At 34.2% G+C, this 12,205-nt stretch carries 8 protein-coding genes; 4 read left to right on the top strand and 4 right to left on the bottom strand.

Features of this window, described 5'->3' with window-relative positions:
* Positions 1 to 464: 464 nt before the first annotated feature.
* Positions 465 to 716, bottom strand: coding sequence for a hypothetical protein (locus tag CLV90_RS03715; RefSeq protein WP_133686161.1), 252 nt, complete (start codon positions 714 to 716; stop codon positions 465 to 467).
* An 874-nt stretch (positions 717 to 1,590) separates the two neighbouring features.
* Here CLV90_RS03715 and gmd point away from each other — a divergent pair.
* The 3 genes from gmd to CLV90_RS03700 all read left to right on the top strand — a co-directional run bounded on the left by gmd (position 1,591) and on the right by CLV90_RS03700 (position 5,310).
* The gene (gene gmd, locus CLV90_RS03710) at positions 1,591 to 2,703 is read left to right on the top strand and encodes a GDP-mannose 4,6-dehydratase (RefSeq protein WP_133686160.1); all 1,113 of its coding nucleotides are present in this window, start codon (positions 1,591 to 1,593) and stop codon (positions 2,701 to 2,703) included.
* Between the two features lie 47 nt (positions 2,704 to 2,750).
* On the top strand, positions 2,751 to 3,842 hold the full coding sequence (locus CLV90_RS03705) for a GDP-L-fucose synthase family protein (RefSeq protein WP_133686159.1): 1,092 nt from the start codon (positions 2,751 to 2,753) through the stop codon (positions 3,840 to 3,842).
* Positions 3,843 to 3,963: 121 nt separating this feature from the next.
* The gene (locus CLV90_RS03700; protein WP_133686158.1) at positions 3,964 to 5,310 is read left to right on the top strand and encodes an exopolysaccharide biosynthesis polyprenyl glycosylphosphotransferase; all 1,347 of its coding nucleotides are present in this window, start codon (positions 3,964 to 3,966) and stop codon (positions 5,308 to 5,310) included.
* On the opposite strand, the gene CLV90_RS03695 is transcribed toward CLV90_RS03700, so the two are convergent.
* Together CLV90_RS03695 and CLV90_RS03690 are read right to left on the bottom strand one after the other, a co-directional pair.
* Positions 5,311 to 6,180, bottom strand: a complete 870-nt coding sequence (locus CLV90_RS03695) for a DUF808 domain-containing protein (protein ID WP_133686157.1) — start codon at positions 6,178 to 6,180, stop codon at positions 5,311 to 5,313. It abuts the gene before it with no gap.
* Positions 6,181 to 6,586: 406 nt separating this feature from the next.
* Entirely contained in the window at positions 6,587 to 7,939 is a 1,353-nt protein-coding gene (locus tag CLV90_RS03690; RefSeq protein WP_133686156.1) for an exopolysaccharide biosynthesis polyprenyl glycosylphosphotransferase, read from the bottom strand.
* 418 nt (positions 7,940 to 8,357) lie between these two features.
* On the opposite strand from CLV90_RS03690, the gene CLV90_RS19190 reads away from it, so the two are divergent.
* Positions 8,358 to 8,495, top strand: a complete 138-nt coding sequence (locus tag CLV90_RS19190; protein ID WP_027065147.1) for a hypothetical protein — start codon at positions 8,358 to 8,360, stop codon at positions 8,493 to 8,495.
* Between the two features lie 366 nt (positions 8,496 to 8,861).
* Here CLV90_RS19190 and CLV90_RS03685 read toward each other — a convergent pair whose 3' ends face one another.
* A complete protein-coding gene (locus CLV90_RS03685) occupies positions 8,862 to 11,882 on the bottom strand; it encodes a DNA polymerase III subunit alpha (protein WP_133687012.1) in 3,021 nt (1,006 codons plus the stop codon).
* Positions 11,883 to 12,205: the final 323 nt, after the last annotated feature.

The following is a 12,205-nucleotide window of genomic DNA, read 5'->3' as shown; positions in this document are numbered from 1 at the left end:
AATTTAAAATTTTGGGGAACCAACAGTCACAAAGATCTTATAATTTAAAGTCCTTTATTTCTTTTAATCAAGTATGTACTACTTATTTAAAAACAAATTAAAGATGTCGAATTCATTAAACGAACATCATCATGACCGTGATTAAAATTTACAATGATACCATTGTGCGATAAATATATTATTAATAGGTAGAATAGAAATTTAGTTTCGCTGATGTGTAGTGAATATTAGATGTGCGTTTACATATGAAGAAAAAGTCGAAATATTATAGTTGTTTTTCAAACTTTTAGAGGTGTCATAACTTCCAGAAAACGAACAACTCTTTAAGCCATTACGTTCAATTTTAAAACACAAAAAAGTGTAGTAATGAATTCATCACTACACTAGTATAATTATCAATTGAGCGCTATATATTTAATATAGAAAACACTTTCATAAAGAACACATTCTCTTTATCTAATCGCTTAAATTTTCAACAACCTTTCGGTCATAATTTTGGCGTACAAAATTTGATTTTGCTCAATAGAGTTGACAGCATTTTGAACTTTTGCACTCTTTGATTTTTCTTGAACCGATATAGGATTGGTTCTAGTGTTCTTCACACTTTTCTTTAACCTAAAATAAGGCTTAAGGTGCGTATAGCAATCTTCAAGAGAAACTAACTTTTTCTTTTGATAAGAAGGTGTTAGCTTCCCGCTTAAAATGTTAGATATCATCGTATGGTGGTTTAAGTTGATAAAATAACGGGGAAAAACAGTAAAAATTATAAATTAAAGCTCAAATCACATTTCTAAAACACTAGAAAAGTATATTAAACTTTCATGAAATAAACTTAAGCTAAATATTAATAACCGCACCACTTTTGTGCGAAATTTATTAAAATTTAACAAAATTTATGGCAATTTGACAACTTCAAAATTGCTGCTTAAGTACATAAAGACCTCTTTAAGTATGTACTGTATTATACAAGCTTTCCGCACATAAATACCTTTAACTTTTCATCCCTTCTACCATAAGAAATCCATTGATTCTAGAACCAAAGCTATATTCAACAATTACCACAACGTCAAGTAGGGCAATAGCTACAAGGTGATTTCTTAGCAACTGATATAAATTATTTTGAATGACGAAATAGATGTAGGATATGTTTATAGTTTCGCTCAATCATAATATATAAGAATGATATTGTAACTCCCTAATCATTAAGATTACCACACTAGAAAGTAACATTACTAATATGAAATAAATCAAAAAAACAGTTTAACGATTATATCATTAATTGGTCTAAGGTTTGTTTGAATTGATCTGAATGCTCAAATAATATACTAAATTTGCGACACAACCATTAACTTCAGTTGTAAGATGAAGAAAATATATACTTCATTTTAAAAGACTTCTGATTTTTTCATAATTATCTAGTTAATGGTAAAATTGAACTTTTGCCTAATTAATATCATTATACGAATTAATAAACAAGCGTTTAATTTAGGTAAACTATTACGTTATTAATCATATTATAGCCGAATACTAACCTGATTAATAGTTGACATTTAAATAAAAAAAACATTTATAAATCCATTTTACAATAGTATGAAAGTAGCATTAATCACTGGAGTCACAGGTCAAGACGGAGCTTATTTAAGCGAGTTTTTATTAAAGAAGGGGTATCAAGTACACGGTATTAAAAGAAGAGCGTCATTGTTTAATACTGACAGAATTGATCATCTTTATCAAGACCCACATATTGAGAACAGAAATTTTGTACTTCATTATGGTGATATGACCGATAGTACCAATCTAATTAGATTAATACAAGAAATTCAACCAGATGAGATTTATAACTTAGCGGCAATGAGCCACGTTCAGGTTTCATTCGAAGTTCCAGAATATACTGGTAATGCAGATGGTTTGGGTACACTTAGAATTTTAGATGCCGTACGTTTGTTAGGTCTAGAGAAGAAAACACGTATTTACCAAGCATCAACTTCAGAATTATACGGAAAAGTACAAGAAGTTCCGCAATCAGAGACTACTCCTTTTTACCCGCGTAGCCCTTATGCTGTTGCAAAAATGTATGCATTTTGGATCACCGTAAACTACAGAGAGGCTTACGGCATGTTCGCTTGTAATGGTATTTTGTTTAACCATGAATCGCCGATTAGAGGAGAAACTTTTGTAACTAGAAAAATAACTAGAGCTGCTGCAAGAATTGGTTTAGGCTTACAAGATAAAATTTACCTAGGTAATTTAGATGCGCAACGAGATTGGGGTCATGCTAAAGATTATGTTCGTATGATGTGGATGATTCTTCAAGCTGATGAAGCAGAAGATTGGGTAATTGCAACTGGTAAAACTACTCCTGTTCGTGAATTCGTAAGAATGGCGTTTGCAGAAATGGGTATTGAAATAGAGTTTAAAGGCGAAGGTGTTGATGAAAAAGGATATATAAAATCATGTTCTAATCCTGATATACAAGTTGAAATCGGAAAAGAAGTTCTTGCTGTTGATCCTAAATATTTTAGACCAACAGAGGTTGAGTTATTAATTGGTGATGCTACAAAAGCAAATACGAAGTTAGGCTGGATCCCAGAATATGACCTACAAGGTTTGGTGAAAGACATGATGACACATGATTTAAAATTGATGCAAAAAGATCAATATTTGAAAAAAGGTGGTTATGTAACTTATAATTATTTTGAATAAATAATTATAAACCGTCAATTCTTCTAATAGTAGGTAAATAGTACCAAATGTTAAATAAAGAAGCAAAAATATATATCGCAGGGCACCGTGGTCTTGTGGGCAGTGCAATAGTTAAGAATCTTGAAAGTAGAGGGTATTCAAATTTAGTTTACCGAACACATAAAGAATTAGATTTAACTAATGCCACGGAGGTTGCGACCTTTTTTGAGGTTGAAAAACCCTCTTATGTTATTCTTGCAGCCGCCAAAGTTGGTGGTATCGTTGCGAATAACACTTATAGGGCAGATTTCATTTATGAGAATCTAATGATTCAGAATAATGTAATCCATCAAAGTTATCTTCATGGTGTAAAAAAATTACTCTTTTTAGGTAGTACGTGTATTTACCCTAAAAATTGTCCACAACCCATGAAAGAGGACTATTTACTGACAGATACACTAGAGTACACAAACGAACCTTATGCTATTGCCAAAATAGCGGGTATTAAAATGTGTGAAAGTTACAATTTACAGTACGGTACAAACTTTATTTCTGTAATGCCCACTAATCTGTACGGACCTAATGATAATTTCGATTTAGAAAAATCGCATGTATTACCGGCATTAATTAGAAAAATGTATTTAGGTAAGGCTTTGGAAAATAATGACTGGAATACAATTGCTCAAGATTTAAATGCGCTGCCTATTGAAGGAGTCAATGGAAATTCATCTGAAAAAGAAATACTTGCCGTGTTAGACAAGTATGGCATTAAAAGAGAAGATGACACCATTTACCTAGAAATATGGGGTTCAGGTAAACCGATGCGAGAGTTTCTTTGGAGCGAAGATATGGCAGATGCCTGTGTCTTTTTGATGGAGCAGCGAGATTTTAAAGATTGTTATTCAAAAGATACTAAAGAAGTGCGCAATACGCACATCAACATTGGTACTGGCGTAGATATCACTATTAAAGATTTAGCTGAACTTATACAGCAAACAATCAGTTTTAAAGGTGAATTATACTTTAATACCGAAAAACCAGATGGAACATTAAAGAAACTGACAGATCCCTCAAAATTACATGACCTTGGATGGAAACACACCGTTTCATTATCACAAGGAATTGAACAAGTATATTCTTGGTATACCGCTAAGAATTAATTGTTTTTACCTACAGATTTCTATCATACTCAAATTTAACGTTGACCGGCAGCCGTAAAGCTTTCGGTCAACATTAATATACTATCATTAGCTCTTATACCAACCATTACTAAAAGCTTAAATGAAGAAATCGAATTTTATTATACCATTATCATTTGTGGTGCATATACTGTTAATTAACCTAACACTATATGCCTATTTACCCGATACATATTTTAATGGTTATAGCATACTTTATTACAATCTTACATGGATTATAACCACGTATAGCTTAAACTTCTACCCTACGGCCAGAAGAGATGGTTTTATGACCAATCTCAAAACTTTCGTTGTATTGTTTGTTATTTATGGTTTGGTGTATTTTACCTCTTTCGTATTCTTAGGCATGAACTCGTACGCACCTATATATCTATCATTAGTATATGTGCAAATTTGTGTTCTATTAACTTTGTTTAGAATACTATTCTATTGGTCTAAAAAATTATACAGAGCCAAAGGATATAATACTACCAGAGTAGTTGTAATTGGTAAAGACAAAAACCTACAAAAGTTAAAACGCATTTTCGATAATCCAGAATACGGGTATCGGTATATGGGCTATTTTGATAATGTAAAATCAGATCACCCAACCTGTTTGGGCGACATTGAAAGTTCTTTTAATTATATTTTTGAAAATAATGTTGAAGAAGTGTACTGCATGGCTTCAAAATTATCTAAAGCTGAAATACAGTATGTCATGAAAATTGCAGATAATAGTCTTAAACGAATAAAGATCATTCCAGATAATAAAGAATTATTCTCTAGTGCCATGTCTATAGAATTATATGGTGCCGTTCCTATTTTAAACTTAAGGGCCTCACCATTAGATTTAGATTATTCGAATTTCATTAAACGTATTTTCGACGTTCTAATATCAAGCTTTGCTATTGTATTTTTGCTTTCGTGGTTAACACCACTATTATACATTTTAATGAAAATGGATTCTAAAGGACCCTTATTTTTTAAACAGCAACGCCACGGGGTCAATAGAGAAGTATTTTGGTGCTATAAATTTAGATCCATGGGCAAGAGTATTACTAGCAATACACAAATGGCGACCAAAAACGATTTTAGGGTAACAAGTCTAGGTAAAATCTTAAGAAAGACCAGCATAGACGAACTACCTCAATTTTTCAATGTATTAATAGGCGACATGAGTGTTGTTGGCCCTAGACCACATATGGTGGTTCATACCCAAGAATATGAAAATTCGGTAGATAGATATTTGGTACGACACTTTATAAAACCAGGTATTACAGGCTTAGCTCAAGTACAAGGCTGTAGAGGAGAAATTATTGATCGATCCGATATTATTAATAGGGTGCGGTATGATATTTTTTATATGGAAAAATGGTCCCTTGCTTTAGATGCAAAAATTGTTTTCTTAACGATTTACAATGCAATAAAAGGAGAGTCAAGAGCGTATTAACTACTTCTTTTTAAATAGCATTTTAATACCATTGAAGAGAAACAGCGCAACAAAGCCCACTATTAGACCCACTACAAACTCTACCAACATACTGGGTACGTTAGGAAGAAAGTGATGGAAGAAGTCAATATTATGGACAAATATTCCACCCGAAACTAGTAATAGTGCTATCGTACCGATAACCGATAATGCTTTAATCACCTTTGGCAAAGCGTTGACGAAGAAACGACCAATTTTGTCAGAGATACTATTCTCTTCTTCGTTCAGGTTAATCAGCCTGGTACCAAATTCATCCATACGAACAATTAGGGCAACAATGCCGTAAACACCTATTGTAGCAATTAACGCTACTACAGATACTACTGCAATTTGGGTTACTAAAGGTTCCTTTATGACCGCACCTAAAGCGATGATTACTATTTCAATGGAAAGTATAAAATCGGTAACTATAGCAGATTTGACCTTGGTTTTTTCTAGTTCTAAAATTTCTTCCTTGGTCATTGGCTGCATTTCAGCAGCAATATGTGCATGTTCGTGTGGAACAAAGAATTCATGAATTTTTTCAGCACCTTCATAGGCAAGGTAAATGCCACCTAGCACTAAAACTACGGTTACTGCCCAAGGTAAAAAGGCACTCAACAAAAAGGCAATAGGTAAAATAATAATTTTATTGAGCAATGACCCTTTGGTAATCGCCCATAATACCGGTAATTCGCGTTGAGAGACGAAACCTGATGCTTTTTCGGCATTTACTGCTAAATCGTCACCTAAAATACCAGCCGTCTTCTTAGTGGCTATTTTACTCATCGCAGCAACATCATCCAAAAGTGCCGCTACATCATCTAAAATCGCAAAAAAACCTGAAGCCATGTATTTCTAATTTTGCTCAAAAATAATTTAACAATTTCATTTATGTGAATTCTATTCGTAAAAAAGATAACCTATTTCTTTTTTCTAGATTGAAGTTGAAATAATTATTCTATTTATTTAAAAAAAGAAAGAAGAGCAATAAATATTAGCAACGTAACTGTTGTGAAGATTAAAACGTTTTGCCTATAAATTTCCTAAATTAGTTACCCACAAAATTCTAAAAGCCAAGGATTATTTAGGTATTAAAAATACTTCAATAAATATTTATTACAGATGCAAATAATACAAAAAATTTTTTGATGGCTTTCATAGCTCCCATAACTTTTTACATATTTGAGAATATTGTATACTCATACATAATTCTAAATTCTTATAATACATCATTATTACTAAAACAATATATGATTCAATAAGCTTTTTCTTCCCCCTTAATTACATTGTATATAGTGTAAAAAAGAATATGCAAATCTAACCCTACAGACCATCTTTCTACATAAAAAATATCTAAACGCGTTCGGTTCTTAATATCTGAAGAGTTAATGATTTCGCCTCGATAGCCCTTTATTTGTGCCAAACCAGTTATTCCAGGTTTTACAAAATGGCGTACTAAATATTTATCGACTGATTTTTCGTAATCAGAAGTATGTAACACCATATGAGGTCTTGGACCTACAATACTCATATCACCTTTAAATACATTGATGAATTGTGGCAATTCATCAATACTAGTTTTACGTATAAACTTACCAATTCTTGTAACCCTCATATCCCCTTTCTTAGCCATTTGAGAATCAGATTCTTTATTCACGGTCATAGAACGATACTTATAACACCAAAATGTTTGTCTTTTGTACCCGTGTCGTAATTGTTTAAAATAAAAATCTCCTGGAGAATCTAATTTTATTAAAATATATAAAATAGGGGTTAACCATGATAACAATAATAGTATTACTAGACTTGAAAAAACAATATCAAAAGCACGTTTAATAATACGGGCATATTCTGTGTCTAGTGGAACATTTCTTAAATTAAGTACCGGAATATTATTGTATGTTTCAACAGACATAGCGCGATTAAATACATCCATGTCATCTAAAATGACTTTAAAACGAATTAAATTATTATCAGCAAAATTTACAAAGTTCTTTAGCTCTTCTTCGCTAAAATTTGACGCTACACAATAAATAATATCAATATCATAATTTAGAATATAACCGAAGGATTCATTTATTTGACCTAAATATGTTAGACTCTTTGAGTCTCTGTCTGAAAAATAACCTGCATAATGATACCCGAAAGTAGGGTTGTCAAAAACTTTTCTGATTTTCTTTAAATTTCTATCTCTACCAAGAACAATTACTTTAACGCTATTACGACCTATAACCCTAAACTTACCTCTTACCCAAAAGAATAGTACCCTGTAGCAAATAAGACAAATAGCTAAAATTGCATAAACTAAATATTGATACTGAACAGATGGTACGCTCTCATCTAATATAGCAAACAATGCAAAATAAGCAAGAAAGTAAACAAAGAGAATTTGAATGATTTTATGAAACCTTGTAAAAAAGAGCTCCTTTCTTTCTGTTGTGTAATAGTTTAAAATAAATGCGATAAATAACCAGCTGAAATTATAATAGGCGATATTAAATACATTCAGATAGGTCTCTGGAGTTAAAATAAACAACACTCCATTTATGATACATAAATGTAAGAATATAGAGATTGGCACTATAAAGTCGGAATTGCGGTATTTCATTTATTAAATAAGGAAACCAAATAATATGATTAACATGAATTTTTAATTGTAGTAAACAAAATTGACTTAAATTAACTATACCTCCAATAACTATCGACGAATGAGTTCATTTACCTGATGACATCTTATATTTTTTAATTTAAATTTAGTTTGATAGAAAATCATAATTTTTAAATATTTTCTAGAACTATTTTTATTAATAAGACAACTGTCATACTATTGCAGAAATTACGCGATTTATTCTTCAGAAATATTTTTTACTTTCTCTATTAGTGAAGATATTTTTCATTCATAAAATTTCTTATATATTGAAAACCTTTTAACCACTCAACATTCGGCAAAAATCTAAAAATTAATTACTACTTTTCAAGCTAATTTTTAAATCAATTGCAACCAAGTAATCTTGTAAATTGCCATCATGAAAAAACTAATTCAAATTATTGGTGCGTGGTACGGCGCAAAGAAAATAGGCGGAGGTAAATGTGGATGTATTGGAACCGTTTTTGTGTTTTTGATACTATACTGGATATTTGGTTATGTGTTAGAGGCTTTTTGATTTTAGTTGTTGGTTGATGGTTGTCGGTTGATGGTTTTTTATGCGCTGTTCGCTAAACGCTGGACGCTGTACGCTTTTTGGTTGTTCTTTGATGGTTACTTCGGCTACGCTCAGCACAAGTGTTGGTTTCTGCGCTGTGCGCTGGACGCTTTTTGGTTGTTCGTTGATGGTTTTGCGCTGTTCGCTAAACGCTGGACGCTTTTTTGGTTGTTAGTTACTTCGGCTACGCTCAGCAAAAGTGTTGGTTGTCGGAGTCAAACACTATACGCCTCACGCAATACGCGTAATCTGCGTTAAGCGCTAAGCGCATTGCGAATAGCGGTTTCTCTCTTCTCTATTTTCTATACTCTATTTTCTATTGTTCCTCTAATCTATTTTCTCTTCACCAATCTTCTTTTGGTCAAAAACTTTGGCGCTTGTTTTCATATCGGCATACCTTGGGTCTTGAATGAAATCTTGTTTTATTAGTTTAATGACTTCTATACTTAAGAAACCGAATTCACTAACTACTTTGCCGTAGAACCGATAAATTCCTCTTCCTCTAAACATATATTTTGCGGCTACCGGAGGGAATAATACTGTATCAAAAACTTGTCCTTGTTGGTCTAATAAAGTTGCAAAAAACATTGCTTTTCCATTGTGGGTTTTTGCTCGCTTTATAGTAATCAGATATCCGTAGATATCGATATTACTATTTAAATACTTCTCGAAATCTTTGCAGCCCGTAGTATTTAATGGCGCCTCTTCTAAAAGTTCAAACGGACTACATAAACTAAACCCTAACAACTCTAACTGCGTAAAAGCAACTTCTAGATTAGTACTATATAAAGACGGAATTTCAAAATGTTGCTGTTTTGGCGCAAACAGTTTTGGGTGGTCTATTTTCTTGGTCTTGTTCAAAAACAAATGTGCTTTCCAGAGGAGTTCGTGTTTATTGGTATCCGTAAACCGGAAGGCATCAATCCGTATTAAAATACTGACTTGTTCTATAGAGATGATCAGTCTGTCCAAAAAATCTTCCAACGATATAAAATTACCCTTCACGAAGCGTTCTTTTAAAATACGCTCCATTACCCGTTGTTCCAATTCCCGCAAATAACCTAATCCTAAATACAATTCCTTACCATAGATACGATTGCCCGCATTACTTTTATTGACGCAAGGCGGATGTATCGTTGCTCCTAACATACGAGCTTCATGCACGTAGAACTCAGGCTTATAAAACCCACCACCATTATTAAGAACTGCCACCATGTATTCTAACGGATAGTAGGCACGTAAAAACAAACTCTGGTAACTTTCTACCGCATACGATGCGGAATGCCCTTTAGCGAAAGCATAGCCTGCAAAACTTGCTACTTGATCCCAAATTTCTTGAATGAGTTTTTCTGCATATCCTTTTTTACGGCAGTTGTCTATAAACTTATCTTTTACTTTCTGGAACTCCTCCCGAGAACGGAATTTACCACTCATACCGCGTCGTAATACATCGGCTTCTCCTAAATCTAGATCTGCAAAATGGTGGACTACTTTTATCACATCTTCTTGATAGACCATAACTCCGTATGTCTCTGGCATAATTTCTAACATCACCGGATGCGCCAATTCTTCAGCCCTGCCCTTGTTGCGATGGCGAAGAATATACTCGCGCATCATTCCGCTTTTAGACACGCCAGGGCGAATAATAGAACTTGCAGCTACCAGACCTAAATAAGTATCCACTTCAAGCTTTTTCAACAGCATCCGCATGGCGGGAGATTCCACATAAAAACACCCCATGCACTGCGCCGTTTTTATCAAATTATTGATCTTAGGGTCTCTCTTAAATGCCTTGATATCATGAATATTAAATTTGGCAAACTCCTCTGGTCGGTCGCGTTCTAGAATATCAAGCGTCTCCTTTATTTTCGAGAGTCCGCGTTGGGCAAGAATATCGAACTTAAAAATACCGACATCTTCGGCGATAATCATATCGAACTGTGTGGTTGGGAATCCCTTTGGAGGCATATTCGTTGCCGAAAACCAATGGATAGGTTTCTCGGTAATTAGAATTCCGCCAGCATGTATACTCAGGTAATTAGGCATGCCATGAAGTAGCTGTGTGTATTTCAATACTAAAGTTGAAATAGTATCTAACCTGCTTGCCTGTATATTACCATCACACAACAAATCTATTTCATCTTTTGGCAGACCGAAAACCTTACCAAGCTCACGAATAACTCCACGAGATTGAAAAGTAACGTAGGTACCCAACAGTGCCACATTTTCGAAACGATTGAAAATATATTCCGTCATTATAGGTCTGTCTCGATGTGAAAAATCAATATCAAAATCGGGCGGATTCACACGATACAGATTAATAAACCGTTCAAAATACAAATCGAGCTCCATAGGATCCACATCGGTAATAAAAAGCAGGTACGCCACAATACTATTGGCACCACTACCCCGACCTACGTAAAAGAAATTCTGCTTTCGGGCATAGGTGACAATATCCCAATTGATAAGAAAATACGAGACGAATCCCATTTTTTTAATGAGGTAAAGCTCTTTTTCTAAACGGTCTAAAACAGGCTGCTCAATTTCTGGGTATCGCTTTGGCAAACCCTCTTGACATAACCGTTCTAGAAAAACCTCATCTTCTTCTTTACTACCTAAGTACTTGCTTAAATTCTGAGGTTCTCTCCCTACCGAAAAATCAAAATGAATAGAACAAGCATCCATCAACCGCTGGGTATTTTCTAGGATAAAACTATGCTCGGAAAAGTACACAGCCAAGTTTGGTATCGCATACATATGTTCATCATCACGAGCCTGTTCCGTAACCGACAACATACTCAACAAAGTGTTGTTATCTATGGCACGCAGCAATCGGTGGGCATTAAAATCGCGCTTATTTCTAAACGTGACCGGCTGCAGCAGTACGATTTTATCTCTCTGCTCTAATAACTTTGAAAACCGGAGCCGTTTCAGCTCATTTACAGAAATCCCTATAAACTCATGGTCAGCAAAGACTTTCTTTTCACTCTCTAGAATTTTCTCAAAAGGATAAATAACAAACACCTCTTTAAAATCTGGAGCGGCTTCGGGAATCTTCTTGTCTTGATGTATGTGATGAGACAGAAAATTATTGAGTTCTAAAAACCCTTCATTATTCTTAGCTACACCTACAAAGCAAGGCTCTACTCCGTTTCTAAAATCGATTCCCAAAATGGGTCGCACATCATATTCGGGTGCTTTACGAACAAAGTTTAAACAAGCCGATGTATTATTAATATCCGTCAATACCAATTGCGTCACTCCATGGGATTTCGCTAATTGCAAAAGCTCGATCTCGGAGAATGTCCCGTAGCGAAGGCTGTAGTATGTGTGGCAGTTTAGGTACAAATTCGTTGTTGGTTGTCCGTTGTTGGTTGTTCGTGTTTTGTGCTTCGCTTTTTGGTTGATGGTTATCGGTTGCTGCGCTACGCTTTTGGTTGATGGTTGTCGGTTGTCGGTTGATGGTTTTTTTTGCTTCGCTTGTGGCGTTGGGTGCGACATGCTGTTCGCTATGCGCAATGCGTTTTTCTCTTCTCTATTTTCTATATTCTCTTTTCTAACTTCAACTTTCTCACTCAAAATCTCACTTCGGCTACACTCAGTGAACGGATTTCGTCTTTGCGAGGTTTTTCACCGAAGCAATCTGCCGAAAGTAGGTACATCCGATTATC

It is taken from the genome of Maribacter spongiicola (assembly GCF_004364165.1).
Classification (GTDB): domain Bacteria; phylum Bacteroidota; class Bacteroidia; order Flavobacteriales; family Flavobacteriaceae; genus Maribacter; species Maribacter spongiicola.
The sequence above is the reverse complement of the archived record's forward strand: the minus strand, read 5'-3'. Positions and strand labels throughout refer to the sequence as shown.

Bases quoted from the DNA above. Each gene is read 5' to 3' on its own strand.
- CLV90_RS03715 (WP_133686161.1), bottom strand. From the start codon at position 716: ATGATATCTAACATTTTAAGCGGGAAGCTAACACCTTCTTATCAAAAG.
- gmd (WP_133686160.1), top strand. From the start codon at position 1,591: ATGAAAGTAGCATTAATCACTGGAGTCACAGGTCAAGACGGAGCTTAT.
- CLV90_RS03705 (WP_133686159.1), top strand. From the start codon at position 2,751: ATGTTAAATAAAGAAGCAAAAATATATATCGCAGGGCACCGTGGTCTT.
- CLV90_RS03700 (WP_133686158.1), top strand. From the start codon at position 3,964: ATGAAGAAATCGAATTTTATTATACCATTATCATTTGTGGTGCATATA.
- CLV90_RS03695 (WP_133686157.1), bottom strand. From the start codon at position 6,180: ATGGCTTCAGGTTTTTTTGCGATTTTAGATGATGTAGCGGCACTTTTG.
- CLV90_RS03690 (WP_133686156.1), bottom strand. From the start codon at position 7,939: ATGAAATACCGCAATTCCGACTTTATAGTGCCAATCTCTATATTCTTA.
- CLV90_RS19190 (WP_027065147.1), top strand. From the start codon at position 8,358: ATGAAAAAACTAATTCAAATTATTGGTGCGTGGTACGGCGCAAAGAAA.